The sequence below is a fragment of the Nocardioides dokdonensis FR1436 genome, from assembly GCF_001653335.1.
GTDB classification, from domain to species: domain Bacteria; phylum Actinomycetota; class Actinomycetes; order Propionibacteriales; family Nocardioidaceae; genus Nocardioides; species Nocardioides dokdonensis.
The window spans coordinates 3,309,569-3,335,264 of record NZ_CP015079.1; the positions used below are offsets into that span (position 1 = coordinate 3,309,569).

Genomic DNA, 25,696 nt, shown 5'->3' on the forward strand with positions numbered 1-25,696 from the left:
CCTAGAGAGGACGTGCTCGTGGACGAAGGTCGCCGCTGGGCTATCGAGACATTTGGTTCGCAGGGTGTCCACATCCGCGAGCGCGTTGCTGAGCTCGTCCGAGCGGAGCACACCGCATCCGCTGACGCGCAGGAAGCCTCTGGTCACCGCAGTCGGGGTGTGTACGGCGAGTTCTGGCGGGGCATCTTGGAGCGCTTCGAAGAGCTGGGCAGTCTCCCGCACGCGACCCTCCTGCCGCCCGGGCGTGCGCCCTACAAGATCCCGGTCATCAACGGTGTCGCGCTGTTTCCGTGGCGGTATGGGCGCGACCGGGATGAAGACCTTGCGTTGACGCCGTTCGTCACTTCCGACGCCCGCGCGGCGGTATTCGCGCTGGGCGCCTCTGTCACCCAGGGTGAGCTCGATCTGGGCGTCCCTGGTCCTGGCCTCACTGCCGAAGAGCAGGAACTCGCGGAAGCGGTCGAGGCCGCCATCAGCGATTCGTTGGTGACGGCCAACAGGGTCGTCGTCGTGGCAATTTCCAGTTCCCCGATGGGGCTACATGCGATGAGCTGGGGTGGGGTTACCTTCACCAGCGACGGTCGCTTGGAATGGGGCTTCAGCGAGAACTTGATGGACGTCTCGGTGTCTGGCCCTGCGGGCGTCGTGGAGAGCGAGAAGACATTTACCGCGGGCGAGCCGCCGGCGAAGGTGATCCGTCTCCAATCCGAGCCTGACGACGAGTCCGGCGTTCCCGCATCCGACGATGAGTGACGAGACCCAGGGCGAACTGCAACTCTTCGGAGACCGTGGGAGCAGCCTCCGTGAGGTTGCACGAGCCTTCGACTGTGCTCGCCTCACCCAAGCCCGCGTACTGGCGGAGCTGACGAAGGGCGAGTTGGCCGACGAGCTCGATGTTTCGGCGGCAGCGGTTGGTCAGTACGAAGCAGGGGCCACCAAGCCACGCCCTGAACTACTCCCAGAGCTGTCGCGCATCTTGAAGGTCCCGGTCGCGTTCTTTGCAGCGGGTCGGCCGATCGGTCGACTCGATGCTGCCAACGCACACTTCCGCAGCCTTCGGTCAACGCGGGCAAAGGATCGGGCCAAGGCCGCCACTCATGCAGAACAACTGTGGGAACTGACGTACGCGCTCGAGAAGCGCATACGCCTACCCGAGGTTGACTTGCCGGCGGTGGGCGAGGGCACTCCGCCTGCTCAGGCGGCACGACTGCTTCGTCAGGAATGGGGAATCGGGCGGGGTCCGCTCCCACACCTGGTCGCGACGATGGAGTCGCGAGGCGTTGTGGTGAGCCTGATTCCAATGACGAACCAGTCCGTGGGCCGCGTGAGCGCCTATTCGACTGACGCGCTTGGCCGCCCACTCGTGATCATCACGCCCGAGCGGGCTCAGTCGATCTACCGGTACCGGTTTACCTGTGCGCACGAGCTTGGGCACCTGCTCCTGCATGCCAACCCGCTGCCCGGCGACCGGCAGCAGGAAAGGGAGGCAGACGAATTCGCCGCCGAGCTCCTCACGCCGAAAGCAGAGATTGAACCGCTGCTCCCGCGCACCATGCGAATCGCAGCACTCGAGAAGTTGAGTGGCGAGTGGGGTGTCTCAGTGGAGTCCCTGATCCGCCGTATGGGTGAGCTTCGCGTGGTCTCCGACTTGTCGGTGCGTCGCGCTCATCAGCGTCTCAGCGCGACGGCGGAGTTCCGACGTGATGAGCCGATCTCGACGTACAAGGGTGAGGTGCCGTCCCTCTTGCGAGAGGCACTGGAACTTGCTGAGCGACACGGACTCACTAGGCGTGAACTGGCCATCGAACTCTGCTGGACCGCTTCGCATCTGAGTGAGGTCCTCGGCGAGGACGACCCTCGTCCGGTGCTCAGCGTTGTGCGATGAGCCGGGCGGCGGCAGGGTCTGCGGGATTCGACCCGGTACCACCTATGGCTGAGTTATCCGGACCAACCACGTCCCCGCTTCGCGTCGTAGTCGTCGGCCTTTGCTGAGCGCGTGACGCTGACGGCCCGCTGGTCGGTTGTCGCCATGACTGACCTCACTACCACCACCGCCCGCGACCTCCTGCCCGAGTGGCGCCTCGCGCTCACCTCCGAGCGCAAGAGCCCCAAGACGATCGCCCTCTACCTCGACGCCGTCGGCCGCTACCTGACCTGGACCGAGACCCAGGACCTGCCGCCGATGCGACGCACCAGCCTGCAGACCTGGATCACGACCATGCTGGCTGCCGGTCGGTCGCCCAGCACGGCGCGGATCCGGCAACAGGCCGTGCGCCGCTACGCTGCCTGGCTTCTCGCAGTCGGGCACCTGGATGGTGCCCCGTTCCAGGGCATGACCTCGCCCAAGCTGGACCAGCCCGTGGTCGACCCGCTCACTGTCGCGCAGGTCCGCGCGCTCCTGCAGACCTGCCAGCCGGAGGCCGCCGACGTTCCCGCGACGGCGCGTCCGCTACGGCACGCCCGCGACGAGGCAATCATCCGGCTGATGGCCGAGACCGGGATCCGGCTCAGCGAGGTCATCGCCCTCACCGCGGGCGACCTCGACCTCGCGACTGGCCTCGTCACGATCCGGCGCGGCAAGGGCGGCCGCGGCCGCGTCATCCCCATCGGCCAGGCCACAGCTACCGCGATCCGCACCTACCTCGCCGTTCGCACCACCCAGCCCCATGCCGATCGCGAAGAACTCTGGCTCGGCGAACGTCGCTGCGGGCTCGCCGCCGACGCCCTCTACCGCTCCCTGCGCCGACGCGCCGAACGAGCCGGCATCACCGGGTTCCGACCCCACCGACTCCGCCACACCGCGGCCCACCGCTGGCTGGCCGCCGGCGGCTCCGAGTCCGGCCTGATGGCCATGGCCGGCTGGACCCGCGTCGAGATGCTCATCCGCTACACCCGCGCCAACGCCAGCGAACGCGCCGCCGCCGAAGCCCGGCGTCTCGACCTCGGGAACCTGTGAACGCGTTGGAGCCTCGGGAGAGCGGAAGAAGACCCACCCGAAGATTGAAACGCTCCGTTTGCTTCGAGTATTGCGAATTCGTGCCCGCCTCGAGAAAAGAAGCACCATGACCGCATTGACCACTCGTCCCGTCCAACCCCGGCAGCGCCGCCGTCGCGCCGCGCCGCACGTCAAGGACGACCTCGCCACCCACCCCGACAGCGTCATCCGACTCCTCCCGGCCGCGACCCCAAGGAGACGCTTGTTGTGCTGGCGCAGTCGAGCTCGCCACCCAGCAGGCCGCAGAGCTCCTCAACGTCAGCCGGCCCTGCCTCATCGGTCTGCTCGCCGCCGGCGACCACGAGTACCGCAAGGTCGGCAAGCACCGCCGGATCAAGGCCAGCCCCTGATGGTCTACTGGGCGTGATGAACAGGGGCCGCCCCGCGACGCCGCCGACGGACTGACCCGGAGAAGGGCGTGCTTGACGGTGCTGTTCGTCGTCCTCTGCGACGCAGACGTGCTCTACCCGAGCATCTCCGGGACTCGCTGATGGGCATTGGCCGAGACGGGCTCGTCCAGGCGGAGGGGATGGACTAGATCCTCGACCAGGTCTTCCCGACCTCGTCGCGAGCCGACCCGGCCTCGACCCGCAGAAGCGTGCCCGTACGCGTGAGCTCATGAACCGTGCCGTCCGTGACTGCTTGGTATCTGTCGGTGCCCATGCCTTCTTAGCTGCCGCTTCGCATCCGGATTGCCAGCCGCCGGTTCCACCAGCCCGGCTGGGCGGCCGCTTGCGCCAGCAGACGGTCGTACTCGCGCGGTGTCAGCCAGCGCAGTGCCGGTACGGCGACGAGGCCGGCCGCGAGCGCCCACGGCCAGGCGCTGAGGTTCTCGACCAGTCCGCCCACGACGGCCACGGCCGACACCTGGAGCACCATGTTGTAGGGAACGATCAACACGCCCTCGATCCCCTCGCACTCCACCAGCCAGGGGAGTCCGTGCCAGGTCGCCCGCGGCCAGCTCGCATAGTGCGAGATCACCGCGGCCGCGAACAGCCCGTTCGCGGCCGCGAACCTACGGTCTCCGCGCGGGCCAGGGAGACGACCGGCGGTCCGGTAGGCGCCGGCGGTCGCCAGGGCGTACCCCGCGACGGCGGGCCGCACGCCGATCCGCGGGGCACCCGGCACCCCGACCCCGACGGCTAGCTCGTAGCCGAGGTGGCTGGCCACGGCGACTATCCCGAGCCGGGTCCAGCGACGGTAGGGCATGCGTCTCAGGGTACCCGCGCGGCTACTGGTCAGCGGACGTCCTCGGACCGGGACAGGAGTCCGCACTCGCGCGTGTGCGGACCGGCGGAGTGGTCGACCAGACCGTGACGAAACGGCGGCGAAGTTGACGTTCGCACAGGGTCGTGACCACAGCATTCCCGGAGCGTCTCGACGGCATGCCGCAGCCCTCGATGACCGTGCCCTCCCAGTCTTGGAGGTCGCCGTAGGTGCTTGGCTCGGCTCTGCGGTGGACGACCCGTGCCAGGAGCCAGCGGAGCGTCTGCGACGTCCTCGGTGTCGAGGACACGGTGCGGGTCGATCGCGGATCGTCTCGTATGTCGTCCGTTCCGCGTTGGGCGTCTACTGCATGGGCAGCGAGATGTAGCCCCGGATCGGGCCGGAGTGGAGCCTGACGGCCGCGTCGAGGTCGACGTCCCAGTCAGGACGGCGAGTCAGCAGTGTCTGGAGAGCGATGCGTGCTTCGAGGCGGGCCAAGGATGCGCCGAGGCAGAAGTGGATGCCGCGTCCGAAGGCAACCTGTCGTTCGGGGTGCCGGTTGACGTCGAAGCGGTCTGCGTGGGGAAAGGCGTGATCGTCGCGGTTGGCCGAACCGAAGAGAAGCAGCACCGTGTCACCGGTCTGCATGCTTTCCCCGTGCAGCTCCACCGGCGCGGTGAGGGTTCGCGCGAGGCCCTGGACGGGTGAGTCGAAGCGAAGTAGTTCCTCGACCGCGGCCGGCACGAGTTCTGGGTCGTCCGCCAGCTGCTGTCGGACATCGGGGTGCTGGGCGAGCACCACGGCGCTGTTGGAGAGTAGGTTGGTGGTGGTCTCGTGCCCGGCGACGAGCAGCAGTAGGCAGAACCCGAGCAGCTCTTCTTCGCTGAGGTACTCGCCGTCGACTTCGGCCTGGACGAGTGCCGTCATGAGGTCGTCTTGAGGGTGCGCGCGTCGCTCGGCGAGGAAGGCTGTGAAGTACTCGTAGAGCGCGGCGGCGGCATCCAGCCCGGCGCCGAACTCTCCTCGGACAGGATTCGACTGGATCAGCGTGGTGGACCATGCCCGGAACTGATCACGGTCGTCACGCGGAACGCCGAGCATGTCCGCGATGACGATGGCGGGAAGCGGGCCGGCGAACCCGGAGACGAACTCCCAATTGCCTGCCTCCGGAGTTTGGTCGAGGAGGTCCTTGACCAAGGTCTCGATGTGCGGCTCGAGCGCTGCGATGCGACGCGGGGTGAAGGCTCGACTGACGATCTGGCGCAGCTGGGTGTGCCGGGGTGGATCGCTCATGATGAGCATCGGCAGGAACAGTTCCGTCATGTCGACCCCGGGTGGGGTTGGGAAGATGCCCGACGCTGAGGAGTACGTCGCCGGGTCGGCCAGGGCGGCGGAGACGTCGTCGTACCGGCTGAGTACCCACGAGTTGGCCTCGCGCGACCAGTGGGCCGGGGAGTTGGCCCGCAGCTCTCGGTAGACGGGATAGGGGTCAGCTATCACCTCGGCGTCGAACGGGCTGTAGGTCAGTGGCTGATCGCTCATCGAACATCTCCTTCGCGGTCGCTCCTTCATCCGCAGCCCTCGGCTGTGATCGATGTCGAGTACGGACAGTGGGCGGGGGCGACGACCGTGCCGCCCACCGACCGTCGCTCGGTGGGCCGCGTCATCTTCTGAACTCTTGGTTTGTACTGTGAGTACAACATACGATGTCGCATAGGTCGAGACCCGCGACCTCACCGAGATCGACGGCACCCGAACGGAGACGTGTGGGATGAGGAAGCTTCCGGCGAAGTTGGCCAGTCAGCTCTACGGGGCGGCGGAGCTGATCGCGGAGCGCGGTCTGGACGGCACCAAGATCGAAGACATCGCCGAAGCCACGGGCATCCCCAAGGCCACGATCTACTACCACCTCGACGGCAAGAATGCCGTGCTGGAGTTTCTCCTCGGCGACCTGTTGGACATGATCGCCGGAGCCGTCGGTGTTGCGGTCACGAGTGAGGAGAACGCGCGGACCCGACTCGAGGCGGCTGTGCTGGCGCAGCTGGGCGTGATGCTCGAGCACCCGTCCTTGTGCCGGGCACTGGTCGGCGACCTCGGACGCGCGACCCGGCTGCCCGAGTTGGCGGCGGCACTGCGGACTGCCTTCTACGAACCGATCGAGCAACTATTGGCTGACGGTGTCTCCGACGGGTCCCTGCGCCAGGTCGCCGACCCGGCAGCCGTGGCCTTGAGCGTCTTCGGTGCCATCACCGTCGCTGGCCTCAGCGCGGCCGTCGAGGGGCCCTCCGCCGACCCGTCCGCCGACGCAGCACGGTTCTCCGCCGCGATCACCGAGCTGGTCCTCGACGGTCTCGCGACACCTGGCAGTCGCGACCAGCGGCGGGGTGACCCGCTGTGAGCAGCATGGAGGAGCTCCTCGCCAGCTGGAACGAGAAGTTCCGGCTGCACGCTGATGGTGCTCAACTTCCCCCGCACCACACCCTCTGCCTCGCCTGTGGACCCGACAACCCGCACGGCCACCACCTCACCGTCAATCGTCGAGGAGAGGAGGTGCACGCGACCCACGTCTTCGATGAACGTCACGTGGGCGCACCCGGGATCGCCCACGGCGGTGCCGTAGCAACCGTTTTCGACGACCTCTTCGGGTTCCTGCTCTACCTCACGGGCGGTCCTGCGGTGACCCGGAAGCTCGAGGTGCTCTACGACTCACCGGTCATCCTCGGCACTACCTACGACCTCGCCGCCAGGGTCACCCGCACAGAAGGGCGCAAACTCTTCATGGAAGCCGACATGAAGCAGCTCGGAGGGTCACGTGTCGCCTCCGCCTCGGCCCTCTTCCTTTCTGTGGACGTGACCCACTTCAACCAGGGCTTGCCAATCTGACGCAGACAGTCCGGCGCCGTTCTTCCGGACCAGAGGGTTCCGAGCCGCGCTCGTGGGGGCCGCTCGATCCCGCCGCGCAAGTGCACCTTCTGGGCGCCACGCACCAACAACGTCAGCTCCTGCTCGATTGTCTCCACCGAGACCAGCTCGCCCTCCGCTTTTTGTTGCATGTAGCACCCATACCGCTAGCCGAGGGGGAATCCTGCTCTGTCTCTTGCGCCATAGCCGGGGACGCCTGCGCAGGCGCCGCGACCCACGGGTGGCGGTGGGCAGGCTGCAAGCCGACGCGGGTCGAAGATAGGGCCGAGTGTCCGCGGGCAGACGGACGCCGTGTCAGGAGATGTTGCCGACCAGGTAGCGCTGCAACGTAGGAGCAAACGCGGCCACCAGCTCGTCTTGGCTTGCCGAGGTCAGATCTTCGAGTCCGACGACGTGGCGAGCCACGGCAATGCCCAGGATCTGCGACATGACGAGCACGGCGCGCAATGGTGCCTGCCCGGCTCCGAGCTGGGACACGATCGGTTCCAGCACCCCCGTCGTGAACTTGTCCCGAATCATGCGGGCAGTGTCGGCTTCGACCCCGGCGGTGCGGATGATTGCGAGGATACGCTGCCGCCGGCCTGCTTCATCGAGGGCTTCGATCAGGCACCTGGCTAGGCGCTCGCCGACGTCCCTGGAGTCGCCGTCGAGGAGCTGAGCCCTCAACGCGGCCGAATCGAAAGAGAGGACGGTCACCTCGTCGAAGAGCTCCCGTTTCGAGCCGAAGAAGTATGCCACCAGGGCGGCATCGACGCCTGCCTGTGCCGCGATTGACCTCATGGTCACGCGGTCGTAGCCGCCGGCGGCGAACTGCTCGCGAGCGGCCCGAGCTATCTGCTCGCGTGTCACGCTGTGCCCCGGTCGGCGTCCTGAACCTCCCGGGCTGAGCCTGGGCGTTGCCGTCCCGGGGGTCTTTGTTCGGCCAGAAGGTTGCTCCATACACAACTCACTCCGTGCTCAGTGTGGATGCTGGCGTCGCCTCTCCGTCCCGGGGATCGCCGGCGGAGCCGAATCGACGCTGACAAGGCTCGATAGCGCGCTTCCCGAATCTACCCTGTTCCTCCTATGTATTTCGGCGTACCGTGGGCTGTGCCACTGTGGCTGGGGTGATCGTGAGGCCCGGCTCGCCGCTAGGGGTGGAGGTGAACGAAGTGAGGTACGGAGATCCGTACGGGCCGGCATGGCAACAGCTGGGAAGCGCGTTGTGGGATGCGTTGGCAGTCGTGTTGTGGACGCTGGTGGCTGGCAGCATCGCGTTCGGCTCATGCTGGTGCATGGGCCAGTTCATGTACACCGCGTGGGTTCGCGAGCATCCGCCTCCGCGCCTCCGGTTCGTTGCCGAACGCAAGCTGCGCAGGGATATCGCCCGAGGGCTGGGCGACCTCGAGGAGTACCTGCGCGAACGCGGTCCAGCCTGCCCCCACGATGTTCCTTCTCGTCCCGCGCGGTTTCGCACGTGGAGGCGCCCAGGCGCGCCCCGGCGGTAAGCCAACCTCCATCGCGCCGGACGCCCTCGGTCAGCCGTTCGCTAACTCATCGCTGATGGGCGGGCCCAGACACCCCGTCCGGGGGCCCGGCGATGGCGGCCACCAAGCAACTCCATCAACCCCAGCAGCGACGTTGAGCGCTTTCCGCGCAGCGAGCTGGCACTAACGGAGCTGCGCTTGTGTGACTCGCGGAGCGGTCCAGGCTGACTGTCGAGCCAAAGGGCCGATGGCCGCCCACGTTCAGAGAGGCTGGCAGACGCCGTAGGTCTGGGGCGGCTCCTGAAACATCGCCCGACGTTCGACTCTGGAAGCTTCGCCTACTTCAGTTGCGGACCTCGAGGTGTTGACGACCCGGAGCCTCAGCCTCCTCGTTGAGCATCGTGAGCAGTTTGTCCCCCTCGATGTCGAGGTCTGGCAGCACGCGGTCGAGCCAGCGGGGCAGCCACCATGCTCGCTCGTTGAAGACGGCCATGAGCGCCGGGACGAGCGTCAGCCGGACGACGAAGGCGTCGATAAGGATGCCAGCGGCGAGGGCAAAGCCGATCTGCTTGATCATGATGTCGTGGCTGAAGATGAAGCCGGAGAAGACCGCGACCATGATGATGGCGGCTGCGACGACGACCCGGCTGGCTTGGTCGAACCCGTGGACGACGCTCTGCCGTGCTCCCTCACCGTGGATGTGTGCCTCGCGCATTGAGGAGACCAGGAAGACCTCGTAGTCCATGGCCAGTCCATAGAGGATGCCGGTGACGATGATCGGCATGAAACTCATCAGCGGCCCCCCGGTGTCGAACCCGAAGAGGCTGCTGAGCCAGCCCCACTGGAAGACGGCAGTGGTGGCGCCGAAGGTGGCCAGGATGCTGAGCAGGAAGCCGGCTGTGGCCTTGATCGGGACGACTACCGAGCGGAAGACCAGCATCAGGATCAGCACGGAAAGCGCGATGATGATGCCGAGGTAGAGCGGAAGGACGTCGGCGAGCTTGTCGGACATGTCGATGCCGATGGCGGTGAACCCAGTTACGCCCAACTGTACCTCATTGTCGCCGGCGATCGCGTTGTCGGGCTCGCGCAGCGAAGTCACCAGGTCGCTGGTGACCTCGTCGCTCGGGCCGGAAGTGGGGATGACGCTGAACACGGCCAGGTCGCCGGCTTCGTTGACGCCGACCGGGGCGGCCAGCACGATGTCGTCTCGGTCCTGGAGGTCGGCGATCAGTTTCGCGGTCAGCTCGGGTGTGACGCGGCCGGCGGTGCCGGTGGGTTCTGCGGTGACGAGTAGGGGACCGTTGAATCCCTCGCCGAAGCCTTGCGAGACTGCCTCGTAGCTCTGCCGGGCGGCGGTGTCCTGGTTCGCGGTGGCCCCGGTGGGGATGCCCAGGTTCATGCTGGCGGCGGGGATCGCCATCACGCCCAGGATGGCGACCACACCCACTATGACGGGCCACCGGAACCTGATCACGCCTTTGACCCAGTGGTCGGCGACACTGTGTGATTCCTCCTTGACCTTGGCGCGGCGTTGGGCTCGGGCCTTGTCCGAGCAGATCCGCTCACCGACCAGCCCTAGCAGTGCGGGCAGCAGGGTCAGCGCGATGAGGACGGCCAGGGCCACCGTGGACGCCGCGACCAGGGCCATCGTGGAGAGCATGGCGATGCCGATCACGGTCAGTGCGGTCAGTGCGATGAGGACGGTCACGCCGGCGAAGAAGACGGCACTGCCCGCGGTGCCGACTGCTCTGCCGGCCGCCTCCTGCGCGGTGAGTCCGCGGTCGAGGATGAGCCGTCGCTGCCGGTTGACGACGAACAGCGCGTAATCGATGCCGACGGCGAGGCCCACCATGAGACCGAGCACTGGGGTGGCGGAGTTCATCTCGACGGCCGTCGAGAGCGCGTACGCTCCGCCGACGCCGATGCCGACCCCGACCAGCGCGGTGACCAGGGGAAGGCCGGCCGCGATCAGCGAGCCCAGGGTGAGCACCAGCACCAGGGCGGCGACGGCGAGACCGATCACCTCGCCGATGCCGACCGGGATCTCGATGGCCTTGAGCGAGTCGCTCGGGAGCACGGTGATCCCGGTCCCGTGCTCCGCGCGCTCCACCACCTCGACCACCGAGGTGACGTCATCGTCGGTCAAGGAGGTCGAGGCGACCGTGAACTGGAATTGGAACAGCGCGACCTGACCGTCGGAGGACACCAGCACGCCGGGCACAGGTGCTCCGTCCACCAGCAGCGGCTGGTAGGGAGGCGTCTGCCCCTGCGCCGATCCCGTCGGGGGAGTGCCCGGTGCATTCTCCTCGGGAGTGCCTGGAGCGCCTTGATCAGCCGCACCCGGAGCAAGGTCGAGGGGGTTTACGACCTTGTCGAGGTCATAGACGTCGTTGACGGTGTTGGTGATCACCGAAAGGCGGTCCGCGGTGTCGAGTCGTTCACCCTCCGGGACGGTGAAGACGACGCTGGCCTGACCTCCCGAGGCTGCAGGCAGCTCATCGGCTACGCGGTCGAGCACGGTCTGTGCCTCGGTGCCCTCGATCTTCATCTCGGAGCTGACACTGACCCCGTTGATAGCGACCGCACCGACGACCACGGCGAGGACCGCGAGCCAGCCCGAGATGAACAGCCACGGCTTGCCGAAGGCGGTTCGTCCGAGCCGGTACAGGAAGGTGGACATGGGTCTGGTGCTCCTTGAGGGCGAGGGGGTTCTAGAGGCCGTTGCGTAGGTAGTCGAAGGTCAGGTCGAGAAACGAGCTGTAGTCCATCGCGGCGGAGCTGAGGTCGCTCTCGCCGCTGAGGTGGACGTCGAGGGTGCCCTCCAGGGCGGCCATCACGGCGCCGTACACCGCGCCGAACAGCAGCGGCACATAGATCGAGGGGTACCGGTCCCCGGCCACCGACCCCAAGAGCTCCTGGGCGGTATGACGCATGCGCTGCTGAACACCCAGGACGTAGGGCTCCAGGGTCGGGTACTGCCGCGCCATCGTCATCAGCTCGCGCATCGTCAGCAACGTGTCTTCGGTGAACTGCTCCCTCATGACGGCCAGCAGGGCATCGAGCAAGGGCAGGTCTGCGGGGAGGCTGGTCAGGATCTCGCTGACGTCGTCGACCCGGCCGAACGCGACCGAAGCGACCGCCTCTTCCTTGCAGGAGAAGTGGTTCGCGAAGGTGCGTCGCGAGTAGCCCGCTCGGTCGACCACGTCCGCGGTGACGAAACCGAACAGGCCACGCTCTCGGGTGAGCTGGAACGCCGCCACGGCCAGCGTCTGTCCCGTCGCCTCTCGCTTGAGGTCACGCAGTCCACGATCCATGTGCGCAGTATGACCTGTCGTGCCCAATGGGCAACATTGCCCACCGAGCAGAGCCGTGGCTTCGGGGCGCCATGGACCGCAACAGTCCGACGCGCTCGGTAGCGTGGCGGCAACAGCTCGCCATCGCCCTCCGGCGCCGCGGGTGGCATTGGGTGGGCGTCCAAGGATGGGAGTGCGCGCATGGGCACTGCGGGGGATGGGACGGACGCTGGACGCGTAGCGGACCTCACGCAGCTGGCTGACGGCGCGCAGTTCGCTGACGCCGTGCTGGCTCTACTGGCGGTCGCTCGGCGGACCAGGGGCCGACTGCAGCCCCTCTTCGAGGACGTCACCGTGCCGCAGCTGGTACTGCTGGATGCTGTCCAGGCCTGCGGGCGGGAAGGCATCGTCGCAATCTCGGAGTACACGTTGCTCAGCCAACCGACCGTGACCCAGCAGGCCGCCGCGCTAGAAGCCGCCGGGCTTCTGCGTCGCATCGCAGCCGAGAACGATCGGCGCCGGCGGGTCCTCACGCTCACCGAACGCGGTGAGGACCTCCTGGCATCTAAGCGCGGACTGGTTGCCGACCGGTTATCAGTGGCCTGGGCATCGCTCAGCGCCGAGGAGCGGTCGATCGCGGTCCCGCTGCTGCGTCATATCATTGACCTTGTCTCGGAGTTGGCCTGACACTTGCACGCACGGACGCGGGAGGAGCCGGCGCCTGCGGCCGGCCGATCGGGACGAGCGCGCTCGGGTGGTGCGTGGCCAGCTGTTGGCACGGGCGGCGACGGCCGAGCCCATCCGACTACGACCGACGGACTGACGCGAGGGCCCGCATCTCCCCTGCGCCCCGTCGTAGGACCTGCGAGGGTCTGACCTAAGCCGCCTCCATCAGGGCGAAGTGGGGCCGCGCACGTTCGCCGGTTCGAGAAGTTGGAGACGCCTCTGTTTCGGGCACACCCACCATCGGAGATGCAGGCACGAGAGTCACCAGGAGGCCGGTGTAGCAGACAAACGTCCGAGCCAGCAGTCCCGAGCTCGGCGGTGGTGCTCGCGTGCTGGCGTTCGCTGACTTGCCTACGATTGGTCACCCATCGCTGAGTTCGCCCGCCGCTTTGCGCATCTGAGAGATGGCATGGTCTTCGTCTCTGGGGAGCGTCGCGACGAGCTCATTCACCCGTCGCCAGCGGTCGAACGTCGCTGCGTCGCTACGGCCGGCCGCAGCCAGCGCCGACCACGTGTCCGCGCAGCGCAGGAGCGCGGTTCCGGCCTTCGCCATCTCAGCGGACCCCGTTAGCCGAGCCACGTCGGCACAGAAATGTGCCTGCAACCGGCGGAACAGGCCGCCGCCGGTCCCTGCCTTCTCCACAAAGGCGTGGAGTGAACGCAGCGCGACGTCTAGTTCCGGTTCGGGCATGAGCCCCGGCCACCGGTCGACATCCTCGGCGAATACCGCGACTCCACTGATCCCCGCAGCAGCAACGGCATCCGGCGGCAGCGCCGACGTATCCGGGATAATCGCGGTTACCGGCGCTTGCATGTTCTCGACCGAGGCGACGAGGGCCGAAGCCGCGGTCGGGCGGAGACCGGGCAGGCTCTGGGGCCAGTTCACGAAGTACGTGGTGTGCCTCGTGGGCACGGGGAACGACCGTGACGCGCGCGCCCGCGCAAGAGCCTCGTAGGAGACTTCCTGCACCTCGGCTCGGTCGTTGTCCACCACAAAAGCCTTCTCCGTCTCGTCGTCATAACCGATCACGACGATGTCATGCCGACTCATCTGAAGGCGGACATTGAGGTAGGGCAGCTCAGCAATGTCCGCCCACATCAGCACGGGACGGCCTCGCTGGAGCTCCCTGCGGACCCAGCCCCAACCGGTCACGGGGTCGTCGGTGCCACGGACGTCGACCTCTGCACCGAGCCTCGAAAGAAGGTCGACCTCAAGGTCGCTGCTACGCCCGACGAAGTAGATGGGCGGGGTGAGAGCCGGCACGCGCAGATAGGTGAAACCCAGACCGCCGCCCATCCCGAAGACCAGACCTTCGCTCGGTACCTCCTCCCAGCCGAGACCGGCCCACTCCAGGAGGTCTCTCAGCGCTCCGGAACCGCAATGACCGGCCTCGCGGTGGGGATAGTCCAGCAGGATCCGCCGCGGCTCCGGCTGTCGGGGCAGGAACTCAGCTGACATGGCAACTCCTGGATGGGCTCGCAGGGCTCTGTGCGTACGCCGGTGGGTCGGGCGCGGCGGGTTCCGCGACTCTACATTTCGCTGAGGCACGCAGGGGCTCGCGGTCGACGGCGGTCGTGAGGGCTGGTGCAGGTCACGATTCGAGGGACAGGAACCGGACGGCGACGTCGGAGATCTTGCGCGCCGTCGCGGTTCGGTCCCACTTGGGGAGCGCCAGATGACTGACCGTCAGGCGCACCATGGTGTCGGCCGCGTCGACGACGTCGTCTGGGGGAAGACTCGGGTAACTCTTCGCCACCCATGCGGCTAGGGTGTCGGAGGCGAGGTCGAGAAGCCGCGCGGATGTCGTGAGCAGCGGGAGCATCCCTGTGGACGGCTGACTGCCCGCATCCAGGTCTCGGTTGGAGATGAGCACTGCCTTGAGCAGGGGGCTGCGCTCGGCCTCGATCAAGGTGTAGTCGACGGCTGCTGCGATGCCGCGTTTCGCATCGCCGATGTGTGCCTCCAGCGCCTTCTGGATGCCCTCCAGGAAGCGCGAGGCCTCGCGGAGCACGAGGGCTTCTCCAAGGCCGGCCTTGTCACCGAACTCCTTGTAGAGCGCCGCTCGCGACACCCCGGCACGATGCGCCACCTCTCCCATGCGCACCCGGTCCCAGCCGCGGTCGACGATCAGGTCGTGGGCAGCCTCGAGGACAGCGGCGCGCATGTGCTCCCTGAACCGTTCGCGCATGGAGGGTCCCCGCATGTCAGAGAGGTTAGCGATTCGTGTCTCGCGACCGACTCGCGTCACTGACCTGGACACGCCCGCACGCTCCTAGCGTGCTCGTGGGCCAGTTGGTCGACCATGACGGCGAGGGTGTCCTGAAGCCTCTGCACCCCTACAGCGACTGCCGTCGCCCTCGGCAACTCTCGGAGGTCCTCGAGTTGCACCGGGTCCCCGACCAGCAGGGTGACCCGACGACGGCGGCGGCCCAGCACCACCCTCCCTTCGTAGGCTGGCACGATCGCCTGCACGCCCCATTGAGCAACGGGAATCAATGGAGCCGACGTCTCGAGTGCGATGCGGACAGCACCCGACCTGAGCGACATCAGACGTCCATCCGGTCGCTTTGTGATCGATCCTTCCGGATACACCACGACAAGAGCGCCACGCTCCACGGCTTCGACCGCGGCACGGATCCCTGACCGGCCGTCGGACCGATCGACCTCGACGTGGCCGGCCGACCGGAACCACCAGCCGACTGCTCTACTTTGAAACAGGCTCGCCTTGGCCATGAACCGGGGGGTCCGGCCCTGGGCGAGGATCATCTCCCCCAGGAACAGCGGGTCGGCCTGGGAGACATGGTTGGCCGCCAGCACCACGCCTCCCGACCCGGGCAGGCGCTCCGTACCGCGCCAGTCCGCTCTCCTGCCCAGCAGCAGCAGCGGTTTGCAGACGAGCAACGCCAGCCACCACGCAGGCCCGCGGGCGTCTCTGGGGACGCCTCTCGCGCCCGCGGACCGACCCGAGTCACGCAAGTCCGGAACGATACGCAGGACTCCCATCGCCGTCCAGACCGTCGACCTCCAAGCCATCCTTGCTCACCTCGGCGGGCAATGGCTCGATGGTGACCACGACCAGCGGTCACTGCGGCTTCTCACACCGCCACCTCCGCTGTCAGGGCGGCCATGTCGGCCGCAGTCCCCTGGGTGAGCATGCGTTTGGTGGTCATGAAGTCCCGGGGACGGTTGACACAGTCAGCAGCTATCGGCTCGCCCTTCCGGAGGTAGTAGCAGGTGAAGTCGCGGTCACGGGTCGGGTCACCGCTCATGACGATGTCGTCATAGGCGGTGTTGAGTCCCGCGATCTGGAGCTTGAGGTCATACTGGTCCGACCAGAACCACGGGAGCGCCGCCACCTCCTTGTCATTTCCACAGATAGTCGCCGCTGCCACCTTGGCCTGCTCCACTGCACTCGGGACCGACTCCAGCCTGATTCGTCGGCCGTAGCGGGGGATGTCCTGCGACGTACAGTCCCCGGCCGCCACGATGTCAGGGTCACTGGTGCGGGCGTGGGCGTCGATGAGGATCCCGTCGTCCACGACCAGGCCGGCTGCCTCGGCGAGTTCGGTGGTCGGCTCGATCCCGATCCCGACGATCACAAAGTCCGCTTGGACCGACTCGCCACTGGCCAGCACCACCTCTCGCACGCGGGTGTCGCCGACCAGGGCCTCTACCGAGGCGTTCGTCCTCACGTCGACGCCCTCTTCTTGGTGGATCCGTGTGAAGAAGGCCGACACCTCAGGGGCAGTGACCCGCTCGAGGACCCGGTCTGCGGCCTCGAGGACCGTGACGTGGAGGCCCAACGAGCGCAGCGAGGCGGCGGTCTCCAGCCCGATGTACCCACCACCCACGATGACGGCGTTGCGCCCGGGGATCGCGTCCTCGCGGATCCGCTCCACCCCCGACGATTGACGCAGGTAGTGCACCCCGTCGAGGTCGGCACCCTCGGCGCGGAGACGTCGGGGGTGCGCTCCCGTGCACAGAGCAAGAGCGTCATAGGACAAGCGGTCCCCGGTGCCGAGCACGAGCTCGCCCGCCGGCCGGTCGATCTCCTGCACGCTGGCAGTCACGCGCTCGACGTCCTGCTTGACGTAGAAGTCCTCCGACCGGATGGCCAGCTCCTTCAGCGAGCACTTCCCGGCCAGATATGCCTTCGACAACGGAGGCCTTTGGTACGGCAGCGCCGACTCGTCACCGACCAGCACGATCTCACCCGACCAACCCTCTCGGCGGAGGCTGGTGACCAGCTGCACCCCGGCATGGCTGGCGCCGACCACCACCGCGCGCCCTGAGCTCATCCGCTGCCCTTGGGGGTGAGCTCGACCATCAGCTTGCTGATGCCGCGAACAAAGTTGGACTGCACGTACTGCGGCTCACCGACCACATCGATCCTCTCGAAGCGCGGGAGCAGCTCCTCCCAGAGGATCCGCAGCTGCAGCTCGGCCAACCGGTTGCCCATGCACCGATGCACGCCGAAGCCGAAAGCGATGTGGTTGCGGGCGTTGCGACGGTCGATGATCAGCTCGTCCGGCCGCTCGAACACCGTCTCGTCGCGGTTGCCGGACGCGTACCACATCACCACCTTGTCGCCCTTGCGGATGAACTGACCGTTCAGCATGGTGTCGGTCTTCGCGATCCGCCGCATGTACGCGAGCGGCGTCTGCCAGCGGATGATCTCCGAGACCATGTTCGGGATCAGGTCCGGATTGGCCTTGAGCTTCTCGAACTGGTCGGGGAACTGGTTGAGTGCAAGAACTCCGCCGCTCATCGAGTTGCGTGTGGTGTCGTTGCCGCCCACGATCAGCAGAACAAAGTTGCCGATGAACTCCATCGGACGCTTGATCAGGTCCTTGGTGCTCTCATCGCTCTGCAGCATCGTGACCAGGTCGAACCCGGGCTCTTCGCCGGCCGCGAGCCGGGCGGCCTTGTCGTGCCAGAGTTCAGTGAGTCCTCGCGCCATCTCGAGCATGCCCCGGAACAGCTCGTCGTTGTCGGTAGTGGCCGGGCCGCCGTTGGTCTGCTCCATCGAGGTTGCCAGGTCCGACCACTCGACGAGCTTGTGCCGCTCCTCGAAGGGGAAGTCCAACAGCGTGGCCAGCATGCGGGCGGTCAGTTCGATCGACACCGTGCTCACCCAGTCGAACGGTTCGTTGACGGGCAGGTTGTCCAGGACGTCCCTGACGCGCTCGCGAATGAGGTCCTCCATCTCGTGGAGGTTCTTCGGTGCGACGACACCTTGTACGGCGCGCCGCTGTATGTCGTGCTTGGGCGGGTCCATGGCGATGAACATCGCGACGTCCATGAACCGCGGGGGTGTTCCGATGACGATGAGAGGCTCGGCGGAGAAGACCTCGTGGTTCTTGTCCACCGCCATGATGTCGGCGTGACGCGTCACCGACCAGAACGGGCCGAAGGGACTGTGGGGCTGGTAGTGGACCGGAGCCTCGTTGCGCAGACGTTCGAAGTAGGACGCCCACCGCCCCTGTCGGTAGAGGAACGGGTTGCTGAGGTCGATCTCGGCGAGGGGGACCTCTTCGACCGGCGGGATCCGGGCCTCGACGAACATCGGCCCGTTCGCGCCGGTGACCCAACGCCGGCCCTTGTCGTAGAGGCGCGCGCCCTGGATCTGTCGCTCCAGGGGGATGGCGGACTCCACCTTCGTTTTCACTGTTTCTGGGATCTTCACTTCTGGGAACTTCATCGGGCTTGACCCTCCTGCTACATCTGGAACTCGGGCAACTGCACCGTCAAGCCGTCCCACGATTTGCAGACCTTGACTTGGCACGACAGGCGAGACGTCGGCTGTCGCTCGGGGTTCATCGACAGCATCTCCTCCTCCTCGGGACCGGACCGGCCGACCTTGTCGGCCCAGGCGCGATCAACGATCACGTGGCAGGTGCCGCATGCGGCCTCGCCGCCGCAGTCGGCATCGATGCCCGGGATGGCGTTGTTCGTCGCCACCTGCATCAGCGAGCTGCCCTCCTCGAGCGGGGCCTCGTGCTGCTCCCCATCGTGCGACATGAAGGTGACCACTGCCATCGACAATTCTCCTACCTTTGCCTACCGGATAGACGTTTCGATGATGATTGTTGTCGACTGTCCCCGGCAAAGCCATGTCGTATCGTGTCAGTATGTTGTGAATTCGGATCACGTGAGGATTGCCTGTGAGGACAGACGAGCCAGGCGTCCCGTCGCTGGCCTTCGTGCAACTGCTGAGCAGTCCGGCGATCGACGCGGACGCCGTCGAGCGTTTTCGCGTCATCATGGCGCGCGAGGGAACCGGTGAGCTGGCTCTCATCCGGACCCAGGGCGAGGCACCGCTGCGATGGTTCCGCGAGGTCTATCCCGACCTCGACATCGAGCAGGCCACCCGGCTCGGGATCGCCTGCGCAGAACACGCGCAGCTCACATCCTTCGGACCGTTGAGTGTCCCGTTGGTCAGCGCGTGCACCGTCGAAGAAGTCGTGGAGCTGCTGACCTATCTGCCCTTGATCACCAACGCGGTCACCACGCAGTTCCAACCGCAGCAGGACGACCTGACGATCCGGCTGTCGGGGAACGCAGGCGACCCCGATCTCGACTGTCTGGTCGTCACCTACTGCGGACTGGCACTCCTACGGCTGATCGACCTGGTGGTCGTCGAGGCCTCGGAGGCAACCATGCACAGCCACTGGCCGGAGCCGAGCGTGCTACCCCGAGAGGCCGCGAGCCGGTCCCGGCTCGAGTTCGACGCCCCCTTCTCCTACCTGCACATGCCCGCGAGGACGCTTCAGGCTGCCTGCCGCTTCCCCGACCCGATCTCCTACGAACTCGCCGTCACCGAGCTCCAGCAGGCGCTCGCGTGCCGAGCCGACACCCCGGAGTTCACCCGCAGAGTCTGGGCGTTGCTCGACGACGGGTCCGGGGCAAGGACGATCCAGTCCGTCGCGGACGAGTTCTCGATGTCCTCGAGCACCCTGAAACGGCGCCTCGCCGCTGAGGGGACCAGTTTCCGCGAGCTGCTGCAGCAGTCGATGGTCGACCGCGCCAGGAAGCGGCTTCTCGACCCCTCCACGTCGGTCGGCGAGGTCGCCAACGAGCTGGGCTACAGCGATCTCACCAACTTCTCGCACGCCTTCAAGAAATGGACCGGCAGCTCACCGAGCCACTTCCGACGTGAGCACGAGGTCCGTTGAGGCGAGAGTGCTCAGTCCGAGCTTCCTGACGGGTCCACGGGTGCATGCTCGCCGGCCTCCCCGGCGTTCCCAGGACCAATGAAGGCGTCGTCGGCAAGCCCGACGCCGGGGGCCATGCGGCCGTAGGTCTGCTCGAGGGCCGTCTGGATCCGGTCCAGCGGGAGGTCGTCGAAGCTGCCGTGGTCCCGCACGTACTCCATGTGCCGGGTGCCGTCGGAGGGTGAAGGCGTGCATGAGCGCGTCGCTCTGTCCGTCGAAGTCCACCGGGGGCACGTCGAAGCGCTCGCACAGCTCGACATTGAAGGCCGGCGTCGCCTTCATCCATCGCCCGTCGAGGTGGACGCTGCAGTACCCGTGGTACACGAACAGGTCCGTGCCACCCATGACGGCCCGTAAGGTGTCGGTCTGCAGGTGGTTGCGGACGTCAGCGAAGCCCAGCCGGGCGGGGATGCCCACGGCCCGCAGCACCGCGGTCAGAAGCACCGCCTTGGGAACGCAGTAGGCGCGGCCCGCCTCGAGCACGTAGCTCGCCCGGTAGTGCGCAGGATCTCGGGACACCGAGTAGGGGTCGTACCAGACCCTGTCCCGGACCGCTGCGAAGAGGAGGCTCGCTCGCTCACGAGGGCTCGACGCGCCGGCGATCACCTGCTCGGTGAAGTCGCGCACCGAAGCGCTGTCGTGATCAAGGAAGAAGGTCGCTCGAGGTGCGGTCCCGCGGTCGGCGTCATCGCCGCCGCCAGTGGGCATTGCTACTACGAGCAGGGCAGTCCCTTCTTGAGCCATGCCTCGTCACGGTGATCGGCGGGCTGCAGACCGATAGTGAGCCACACCAGAACAGCCGGTGGGCAGCCGCGTGGAGAGCTCCCCGCCGATCACCTGGACCGAGTCTGGCCAGACACCGGCCCTACGGGAATCGTCTAGTAGCCGCGAAGGTCGCACTCACCCGGACTTCGCCCGTCGCGGTCGCGAGGTGGGTGGGTCGTGGCAGTCTGAAGCTGTGACCGAGCAGGATCCGTGGGTAGAGGCTGAGACTTACACCTGGGAGCAGGACATGCGACGGGAGTTGGCCGACTCCGCGAGCGGCGAAGATGCCTGAGCCGCCGTGGCCAAGCCCGGACAACCCGATGCTGGCCGCGTTGCTGCACGACGCTGGCAAGAACGTCGACGCTCTCGGCGTAGACGCCGCGTTCATCCAGTTAGCGACGCACTGTTGGTTCGAGGGCGGGATTGAGGCCTACGACCGTGGCCAGCGCGATGCTCGCGGAGCGCCCGCCGAAGGCTGACAGGGGATTCGACCCGGTACCACTTACGGTCCACATTGGGCCCGCGCTACTCGGTGCCAGGCGGGTATCCTGAGATCGGACGCGAGGGCGCATCCCTCACCACACCGTGCGAATCGGTAGCTTCCGATCCAGGACCGAAGTAGTCGCGACGCCCTCGACGGCGTCCAGAGGCCACAGGTTCAAATCCTGGCCCCGCGCCACGCGTGGAAGCTGGTCAGAGGGCCGATGACGCGAGCGGGTGCGTCAGGAACCGCCCGCGAACGTCGGGATGAGATGTGTGCTGACGTCACAAGCGGTCTTCCTTTGGGCGAGTGTCGATGGCACGTCATCGCTCCTCGGGTCCGGCGGCGCCGCCTGCCCTCACAGCGGCAGGATCAAGGTGCCTGGCTGGCGGCCGGGTGTGGCTGTGCCTAGACTCAGGAGGCGATGACTCTTGCCGACCGCACCTTTCCGGGAGCCGTGAGGACGCGGCTTCCGCTGGTCGTCCTCCTGTGCGCAGTCGCGCTCGGAATCGTTGGCATGCACGGGCTGGCGTCCGGGCCGGACTCCGGCGAGCACGTGGGGCACCACGCCGCCCCGACGATCATGATGACCACCGACACCGCCGCGGGCGTGGTCGCCTCCCCGGGTGTCGCTGCCGGGGACCAGGCCCCACCGGCGGATGACGGGGGGTTGCTCGCGCTGTGCCTGATGGTGCTCACGCCGGGTCTTGCGCTGGGCTTGTGGATGTTCGCCACCGCGGCACGGAACGGAGGATGGCGTCTGCCGCGCCTAGTGCCGTGGGCCATCGCCGCGCTCGACGTGACGGGGCTGCCACCGCCGTTCGAACGACAGCTGACCGTACTCCGGATCTGATCAGGCACACCGGCGCACCACCCGCATGGGTCCGGTGCGTCAGTCCTGCCAGTCATTCGATCTCATTTGGAGTATTCGCATGTGCGCGACGCGCAAATCGCTGAGTCTGTCTTCTGGTCTCCCTCTGGTGGTCGGCCTCTCCACGGCCGCGGCCCTGCTCGCCGCCTGCAGCTCTTCAGAGAACCCGACCGCCTCCAACGCCGCTGCGGCCGGGGAGGAGTTCGGCCATATCCACTCTCTCGACGTGAACCCGGCGGACGACACGCTCTATGTCGCGAGTCATCACGGGGTGTTCGCCCTCGGTGCCGACGGGTTCGAGCGTGTGGGGGAGGGGCGTTTCGACGCGATGTCGTTCACCATCGCCGACGCGGACCGCTTCCTGATGAGTGGTCACCCCGAGCCGGGCGCCGGCGGACCCGCGCACTTCGGACTCTCCGAGTCCACCGACACCGGGCGGACGTGGAGGTCGCTCTCGCTGGAAGGCGAGGCGGACTTCCACGCGCTCGAGGCGGCCGGTGACCGCGTGTACGGGGTCGACTCTCAAAGCGGGCGTCTCATGATCACCGAGGACGGCAGGCGATGGCGCGACCTGGGCCAGTTGCCCGCCGCCGACGTGGCCGCCCATCCAGGCAACCCCGATCTTGTGCTGCTGACCGATGGCAGCGGCTCGCTCGTCCGACTCCAGGTCTCCGGGTCTCCCGAGCTCGTGGAGTCAGCACCGCGATTGGTGCTCCTGGACTGGGACAGCGAGGACCTGCTGGTCGGGGCAGGCCCTGAGGGCTCGGTCTACCGCAGCGATGACGGTGGGGACTCCTGGCGGGAGGTGGGATCACTCCCGGACGTGCCCCACGCGCTGACCGCCACCGAGTCGCGCTGGTATGCCGCCACGGAGGGCGGCGTCCTCGTGTCCACCGACGGGGGCGCCACGTGGTCCGAGGTGGGCGCCGGATGACGCCACGCCCGTCCCGCAGGTCCGGTGTCCGGCCGTGGGCCGAGGTTGATCAGCCATGACCGCGTTGTTCTACGGAGTGTTGCTGGTCCTCGGCGTCGTGCTCCTTGTGGTGACGGCGGTGCGCGTGCTTGTCGGAGGCCTCGAAGCCGGTTCGGGGCGGCCTGGCCGGCCGAGCGGGACGGGTGGTGCCCGACAGATCCTTGAGGAGCGGTACGCGGCAGGCGAGCTGAGCACGGAGGAGTACCAGCACCGGTCGCGCGTCCTGGGGGAGGAGAGGCCATGAAACCGATCAGCCGACGCGCGGCTCTGACGATCGGCAGTGCCGGCCTGGCGGGCACCGTCGTTGGTGGCACGGGCCTGTGGCGCGAGCTGTCCACCTCGGTCCTGGACCCCGTCGCCGGGGAACTGTTCACCGAGCCCGAGGTTCTCCGGAGTGCCGGCGGCCTGCTGGAGGTACGGCTGGAGGCTGCGCTGGGCAAGCACGAGGTCGCCGGACGCGAAGCGACGACCCTGGGCTACAACGGCGGCGTGCCGGGTCCCACGTTGCGGCTGCGACCGGGCGACACGTTGCGGGTGGAGCTGGTGAACCGGCTCGATCGGGTCACGAACCTGCACGTGCACGGGCTGCACGTCTCACCCGAAGGCAACGGCGACAACGTGTTCGTCGCTGTCGAACCGGGCCGGGCGCATCGCTACGAGTATCGGTTGCCCGACAACCATCCACCAGGCGCGTACTGGTACCACCCGCACCACCACGGCACGGTCGCGGACCAGGTGTTCGGCGGACTCTACGGCGCCATCATCGTGGAGGACGACGAGGAGCTCCGCGTCGACCGGGAACGGGTCATGGTCGTCTCCGACATCACCCTGGACTCCGGCGGCTCGCTGGTCAGCCCGTCCACCATGGAGCAGATGATGGGCCGCGAGGGTGAGCTCGTCCTGGTCAACGGTGCCGCCAAGCCGGACCTCAAGGGCCGCTCGGGGGAGCGTGAACGGTGGCGGATCATCAACGCCTGCACCGCCCGCTACCTCGCGCTGAGGCTGCCAGAACAGCGCGCCCGGGTTGTTGGCCGCGACGTGGGTCGGCTGCCCCGGGACACGGCGTTGGATGACGTCGTGCTCGCCCCCGGGAACCGGCTCGACCTGGTGGTCGACCTTTCCGAGGGAGGCAGCGAGCTCACCGCGATGCCGGTCGACCGCGGCGGCATGATGGGCCAGATGATGGGCGGGGGCCCGAGGCCAGGGGGTAGCGGTCCGGTGACCCTCGCCCGCTTGAGCGTTTCCGCGAGCGGCAACCGAGCCGTGGGTGAGATCCCCGCGGGCCCGGCTGTCCGCGACCTGCGTGACGATGACGTCGATGGTCGTCGGTCGATCACCTTCCAGATGGGCATGGGCGGGATGATGGGCGGCGGCGACAGTCCGATGAGCTTCACCTTCGACGGTGAGGAGTTCGACGCCGACCGGATCGACCAGCAGGTGGGGATGGACACGGTGGAGGAGTGGACCATCGGCAATGACAGCCCGATGGATCATCCCTTCCATCTGCACGTGTGGCCGATGCAGCTGCTGGAGGTCGACGGCCGCGAGCTGTCTGAGCCGGTCTGGCTCGACGTCGTGAACGTTCCCGCCCGCAGCCAGGTCAAGGTCCGGGTCGCGTTCGAGGACTTCGGCGGTCGGACCGTCTACCACTGTCACATCCTCGACCACGAGGACCGGGGAATGATGGGCACCGTTCTGGCCAGTTGACCGCGCGGCGGTTACTGCCCCGGGCCGGCCGACTGACAAACACAGCGGAGCCCTCGGGGCTCTAGGAATGAAAGAGAGGTGAGACCCATGTATGGCAACGGAGGGGGCATGGGCTGGATGTGGTTCATCTGGCCGATCATGATCCTGGTCATCGTTCTCGTCGTTGTGCTGCTGGTTCGCGGCAGCGGCGGAGGCACGAACCGCGGCAGTGGCAGTGCGCCACCGCCTGGACCGGTGACCGGGAGAACTCGAGCGCAAGAGATCCTCGACGAGCGCTACGCCCGTGGCGAGCTCACCGACGAGGAGTACCAGGACCGTCTCCGTCAGCTCCGAGGCGACAGCGACCGGTAGACGCGGGCGGAACCATTGCGCCGGATCACCGACGACAAGCTCCGGTGCCGCAACCGGCGATGTGGATACGTACCCCGATGAGAGGAGTCCCAGCATGACCACGAAGTCCGATCAGAACCAGTCCTCCGAGCACGAGGAGCACAAGAAGCACGAGCGCAGGATGTACCTCATCTTCGCGGCGATGATCACCACGTCGACGGTGACGATGTTCCTGCTCACCTACACCAACGCGTTCACCTGGTCGCACATGACGTTCAGTGAGGAGCGGGTCTACATGTCGATCCTCATGGGGTCGGCGATGACGGTCATCATGCTCGGCTTCATGTGGGGGATGATGTACAAGAACGTCAAGGTCAACGTCGCCATCATCGTGGCCGCGCTCGTGGTGGGGGGCTCCGCGTTGTGGCTGTCCCGGTCTCAGACCTTCGTGCAGGACGAGTCCTACATGAAGGGCATGATCCCGCACCACTCGATCGCGATCCTCACCAGCGAGCGGTCCGAGATCGAAGACGTGCGTGTGCGCAAGCTGGCCGACGAGATCATCAAGGCTCAGCGCATCGAGATCGCCGAGATGAAGTGGCTGATCGAGGACATCGAGAAGAACGGTGCCGCCACCACCGAGGAAGAGGCCAAGCAGCGCCCCGTCCCGGACTTCGAGGCAAGCCCCTGAGCACGGATCCCTCTCCATAGCCAGCCAGTGGCGACGATCTGAACGCGAGAGG

26 protein-coding genes and 2 pseudogenes are annotated in these 25,696 nt (G+C 67.1%); 15 read left to right on the forward strand and 13 right to left on the reverse strand.

Translation table 11 applies throughout. From position 1 onward, the window contains the following. The first annotated feature begins 18 nt into the window (after window positions 1-18). From I601_RS15635 to I601_RS21740, 4 genes and pseudogenes are all read left to right on the forward strand, one after another. On the forward strand, window positions 19-753 hold the full coding sequence (locus I601_RS15635) for a hypothetical protein (RefSeq protein WP_068111689.1): 735 nt from the start codon (window positions 19-21) through the stop codon (window positions 751-753). Further along, on the forward strand, window positions 746-1,885 hold the full coding sequence (locus tag I601_RS15640; protein ID WP_068111691.1) for a helix-turn-helix domain-containing protein: 1,140 nt from the start codon (window positions 746-748) through the stop codon (window positions 1,883-1,885). Before I601_RS15635 ends, I601_RS15640 begins: the two co-directional genes overlap by 8 nt. 144 nt (window positions 1,886-2,029) lie before the next feature. Next, window positions 2,030-2,956 (forward strand): tyrosine-type recombinase/integrase, encoded by a 927-nt coding sequence (locus I601_RS15645; protein WP_084527694.1) that lies wholly within the window; start codon window positions 2,030-2,032, stop codon window positions 2,954-2,956. 275 nt (window positions 2,957-3,231) lie between these two features. Then, window positions 3,232-3,345, forward strand: a pseudogene (locus I601_RS21740) (MerR family transcriptional regulator); the annotation flags it as partial. Window positions 3,346-3,664: 319 nt separating this feature from the next. Here I601_RS21740 and I601_RS15650 read toward each other — a convergent pair. Both I601_RS15650 and I601_RS15655 read right to left on the reverse strand, forming a co-directional pair. Continuing rightward, the gene (locus I601_RS15650; protein WP_135268390.1) at window positions 3,665-4,204 is read right to left on the reverse strand and encodes a hypothetical protein; all 540 of its coding nucleotides are present in this window, start codon (window positions 4,202-4,204) and stop codon (window positions 3,665-3,667) included. A 360-nt stretch (window positions 4,205-4,564) separates the two neighbouring features. After that, window positions 4,565-5,743 (reverse strand): cytochrome P450, encoded by a 1,179-nt coding sequence (locus tag I601_RS15655; protein WP_068111696.1) that lies wholly within the window; start codon window positions 5,741-5,743, stop codon window positions 4,565-4,567. A 229-nt stretch (window positions 5,744-5,972) separates the two neighbouring features. On the opposite strand from I601_RS15655, the gene I601_RS15660 reads away from it, so the two are divergent. Continuing rightward, window positions 5,973-6,599 carry a TetR/AcrR family transcriptional regulator gene (locus tag I601_RS15660; RefSeq protein WP_068111701.1) on the forward strand — a complete coding sequence of 209 codons (627 nt, stop codon included), beginning with the start codon at window positions 5,973-5,975 and terminating at the stop codon, window positions 6,597-6,599. Between the two features lie 5 nt (window positions 6,600-6,604). Further along, on the forward strand, window positions 6,605-7,084 hold the full coding sequence (locus tag I601_RS15665) for a PaaI family thioesterase (protein ID WP_068115057.1): 480 nt from the start codon (window positions 6,605-6,607) through the stop codon (window positions 7,082-7,084). A gap of 333 nt (window positions 7,085-7,417) precedes the next feature. Here the strand turns inward: I601_RS15665 and I601_RS15670 are convergent, their stop codons facing one another. From I601_RS15670 to I601_RS15680, 3 genes are all read right to left on the reverse strand, one after another. Further along, window positions 7,418-7,972, reverse strand: a complete 555-nt coding sequence (locus tag I601_RS15670; RefSeq protein WP_068111705.1) for a TetR/AcrR family transcriptional regulator — start codon at window positions 7,970-7,972, stop codon at window positions 7,418-7,420. Window positions 7,973-8,932: 960 nt separating this feature from the next. Next, complete coding sequence (locus tag I601_RS15675; protein ID WP_237089435.1) at window positions 8,933-11,140, reverse strand: MMPL family transporter; 2,208 nt, start codon at window positions 11,138-11,140, stop codon at window positions 8,933-8,935. 163 nt (window positions 11,141-11,303) lie between these two features. Next, on the reverse strand, window positions 11,304-11,852 hold the full coding sequence (locus I601_RS15680) for a TetR/AcrR family transcriptional regulator (protein ID WP_169834716.1): 549 nt from the start codon (window positions 11,850-11,852) through the stop codon (window positions 11,304-11,306). A 387-nt stretch (window positions 11,853-12,239) separates the two neighbouring features. On the opposite strand from I601_RS15680, the gene I601_RS15685 reads away from it, so the two are divergent. Further along, window positions 12,240-12,572 (forward strand): MarR family winged helix-turn-helix transcriptional regulator, encoded by a 333-nt coding sequence (locus tag I601_RS15685; RefSeq protein ID WP_166318101.1) that lies wholly within the window; start codon window positions 12,240-12,242, stop codon window positions 12,570-12,572. 400 nt (window positions 12,573-12,972) lie between these two features. Here I601_RS15685 and I601_RS15690 read toward each other — a convergent pair whose 3' ends face one another. The 6 genes from I601_RS15690 to I601_RS15715 form a co-directional block, all read right to left on the reverse strand. Then, the gene (locus I601_RS15690) at window positions 12,973-14,070 is read right to left on the reverse strand and encodes a BtrH N-terminal domain-containing protein (protein ID WP_068111716.1); all 1,098 of its coding nucleotides are present in this window, start codon (window positions 14,068-14,070) and stop codon (window positions 12,973-12,975) included. A 133-nt stretch (window positions 14,071-14,203) separates the two neighbouring features. Beyond that, window positions 14,204-14,800, reverse strand: coding sequence for a TetR/AcrR family transcriptional regulator (locus I601_RS15695; protein ID WP_204797203.1), 597 nt, complete (start codon window positions 14,798-14,800; stop codon window positions 14,204-14,206). A gap of 56 nt (window positions 14,801-14,856) precedes the next feature. Beyond that, on the reverse strand, window positions 14,857-15,645 hold the full coding sequence (locus I601_RS15700) for a lysophospholipid acyltransferase family protein (RefSeq protein WP_227492390.1): 789 nt from the start codon (window positions 15,643-15,645) through the stop codon (window positions 14,857-14,859). Window positions 15,646-15,707: 62 nt separating this feature from the next. Further along, window positions 15,708-16,910: an NAD(P)/FAD-dependent oxidoreductase gene (locus I601_RS15705; protein ID WP_068111721.1), complete on the reverse strand. Its 1,203-nt coding sequence runs from the start codon at window positions 16,908-16,910 to the stop codon at window positions 15,708-15,710. Beyond that, on the reverse strand, window positions 16,907-18,313 hold the full coding sequence (locus I601_RS15710; RefSeq protein ID WP_068111724.1) for a cytochrome P450: 1,407 nt from the start codon (window positions 18,311-18,313) through the stop codon (window positions 16,907-16,909). The genes I601_RS15705 and I601_RS15710 overlap by 4 nt, the downstream gene beginning before the upstream one ends. A gap of 17 nt (window positions 18,314-18,330) precedes the next feature. After that, entirely contained in the window at window positions 18,331-18,651 is a 321-nt protein-coding gene (locus tag I601_RS15715; RefSeq protein WP_068111727.1) for a 2Fe-2S iron-sulfur cluster-binding protein, read from the reverse strand. Between the two features lie 125 nt (window positions 18,652-18,776). Between I601_RS15715 and I601_RS15720 the strand changes: the two genes are divergently transcribed. After that, window positions 18,777-19,787, forward strand: a complete 1,011-nt coding sequence (locus I601_RS15720; RefSeq protein ID WP_068111730.1) for an AraC family transcriptional regulator — start codon at window positions 18,777-18,779, stop codon at window positions 19,785-19,787. A gap of 11 nt (window positions 19,788-19,798) precedes the next feature. On the opposite strand, the gene I601_RS21745 is transcribed toward I601_RS15720, so the two are convergent. Both I601_RS21745 and I601_RS21750 read right to left on the reverse strand, forming a co-directional pair. After that, on the reverse strand, window positions 19,799-19,987 hold the full coding sequence (locus tag I601_RS21745) for a hypothetical protein (RefSeq protein ID WP_227492395.1): 189 nt from the start codon (window positions 19,985-19,987) through the stop codon (window positions 19,799-19,801). Window positions 19,988-20,156: 169 nt separating this feature from the next. Next, window positions 20,157-20,570, reverse strand: a pseudogene (locus I601_RS21750) (transglutaminase-like domain-containing protein); the annotation flags it as partial. A 305-nt stretch (window positions 20,571-20,875) separates the two neighbouring features. On the opposite strand from I601_RS21750, the gene I601_RS21205 reads away from it, so the two are divergent. The 7 genes from I601_RS21205 to I601_RS15755 all read left to right on the forward strand — a co-directional run bounded on the left by I601_RS21205 (window position 20,876) and on the right by I601_RS15755 (window position 25,644). Continuing rightward, window positions 20,876-21,070, forward strand: a complete 195-nt coding sequence (locus I601_RS21205; protein WP_135268400.1) for a hypothetical protein — start codon at window positions 20,876-20,878, stop codon at window positions 21,068-21,070. 426 nt (window positions 21,071-21,496) lie between these two features. Continuing rightward, window positions 21,497-21,925, forward strand: a complete 429-nt coding sequence (locus tag I601_RS15730) for a DUF6153 family protein (protein ID WP_068111733.1) — start codon at window positions 21,497-21,499, stop codon at window positions 21,923-21,925. A 79-nt stretch (window positions 21,926-22,004) separates the two neighbouring features. Next, a complete protein-coding gene (locus I601_RS15735) occupies window positions 22,005-22,877 on the forward strand; it encodes a F510_1955 family glycosylhydrolase (protein ID WP_068111736.1) in 873 nt (290 codons plus the stop codon). A gap of 55 nt (window positions 22,878-22,932) precedes the next feature. Next, complete coding sequence (locus I601_RS15740) at window positions 22,933-23,160, forward strand: SHOCT domain-containing protein (RefSeq protein ID WP_068111739.1); 228 nt, start codon at window positions 22,933-22,935, stop codon at window positions 23,158-23,160. Beyond that, window positions 23,157-24,623 (forward strand): multicopper oxidase family protein, encoded by a 1,467-nt coding sequence (locus tag I601_RS15745; RefSeq protein ID WP_068111742.1) that lies wholly within the window; start codon window positions 23,157-23,159, stop codon window positions 24,621-24,623. Before I601_RS15740 ends, I601_RS15745 begins: the two co-directional genes overlap by 4 nt. An 87-nt stretch (window positions 24,624-24,710) precedes the next feature. Further along, the gene (locus tag I601_RS15750; protein ID WP_068111746.1) at window positions 24,711-24,974 is read left to right on the forward strand and encodes an SHOCT domain-containing protein; all 264 of its coding nucleotides are present in this window, start codon (window positions 24,711-24,713) and stop codon (window positions 24,972-24,974) included. A 94-nt stretch (window positions 24,975-25,068) separates the two neighbouring features. After that, window positions 25,069-25,644, forward strand: a complete 576-nt coding sequence (locus I601_RS15755; protein ID WP_084527702.1) for a DUF305 domain-containing protein — start codon at window positions 25,069-25,071, stop codon at window positions 25,642-25,644. The last annotated feature ends 52 nt before the right edge of the window (window positions 25,645-25,696 follow it).

Coding starts and splice junctions, on each gene's coding strand:
- I601_RS15755 (WP_084527702.1), top strand. CDS start 25,069: ATGACCACGAAGTCCGATCAGAACCAGTCCTCCGAGCACGAGGAGCAC.
- I601_RS21205 (WP_135268400.1), top strand. CDS start 20,876: ATGCCTGAGCCGCCGTGGCCAAGCCCGGACAACCCGATGCTGGCCGCG.
- I601_RS15645 (WP_084527694.1), top strand. CDS start 2,030: ATGACTGACCTCACTACCACCACCGCCCGCGACCTCCTGCCCGAGTGG.
- I601_RS21745 (WP_227492395.1), bottom strand. CDS start 19,987: ATGGAGTACGTGCGGGACCACGGCAGCTTCGACGACCTCCCGCTGGAC.
- I601_RS15695 (WP_204797203.1), bottom strand. CDS start 14,800: ATGCGCGAACGGTTCAGGGAGCACATGCGCGCCGCTGTCCTCGAGGCT.
- I601_RS15690 (WP_068111716.1), bottom strand. CDS start 14,070: ATGTCAGCTGAGTTCCTGCCCCGACAGCCGGAGCCGCGGCGGATCCTG.
- I601_RS15640 (WP_068111691.1), top strand. CDS start 746: ATGAGTGACGAGACCCAGGGCGAACTGCAACTCTTCGGAGACCGTGGG.
- I601_RS15730 (WP_068111733.1), top strand. CDS start 21,497: ATGACTCTTGCCGACCGCACCTTTCCGGGAGCCGTGAGGACGCGGCTT.
- I601_RS15700 (WP_227492390.1), bottom strand. CDS start 15,645: ATGGCTTGGAGGTCGACGGTCTGGACGGCGATGGGAGTCCTGCGTATC.
- I601_RS15710 (WP_068111724.1), bottom strand. CDS start 18,313: ATGAAGTTCCCAGAAGTGAAGATCCCAGAAACAGTGAAAACGAAGGTG.
- I601_RS15750 (WP_068111746.1), top strand. CDS start 24,711: ATGTATGGCAACGGAGGGGGCATGGGCTGGATGTGGTTCATCTGGCCG.
- I601_RS15735 (WP_068111736.1), top strand. CDS start 22,005: ATGTGCGCGACGCGCAAATCGCTGAGTCTGTCTTCTGGTCTCCCTCTG.
- I601_RS15715 (WP_068111727.1), bottom strand. CDS start 18,651: ATGGCAGTGGTCACCTTCATGTCGCACGATGGGGAGCAGCACGAGGCC.
- I601_RS15660 (WP_068111701.1), top strand. CDS start 5,973: ATGAGGAAGCTTCCGGCGAAGTTGGCCAGTCAGCTCTACGGGGCGGCG.
- I601_RS15745 (WP_068111742.1), top strand. CDS start 23,157: ATGAAACCGATCAGCCGACGCGCGGCTCTGACGATCGGCAGTGCCGGC.
- I601_RS15665 (WP_068115057.1), top strand. CDS start 6,605: ATGGAGGAGCTCCTCGCCAGCTGGAACGAGAAGTTCCGGCTGCACGCT.
- I601_RS15705 (WP_068111721.1), bottom strand. CDS start 16,910: ATGAGCTCAGGGCGCGCGGTGGTGGTCGGCGCCAGCCATGCCGGGGTG.
- I601_RS15740 (WP_068111739.1), top strand. CDS start 22,933: ATGACCGCGTTGTTCTACGGAGTGTTGCTGGTCCTCGGCGTCGTGCTC.
- I601_RS15650 (WP_135268390.1), bottom strand. CDS start 4,204: ATGCCCTACCGTCGCTGGACCCGGCTCGGGATAGTCGCCGTGGCCAGC.
- I601_RS15675 (WP_237089435.1), bottom strand. CDS start 11,140: ATGAAGATCGAGGGCACCGAGGCACAGACCGTGCTCGACCGCGTAGCC.
- I601_RS15655 (WP_068111696.1), bottom strand. CDS start 5,743: ATGAGCGATCAGCCACTGACCTACAGCCCGTTCGACGCCGAGGTGATA.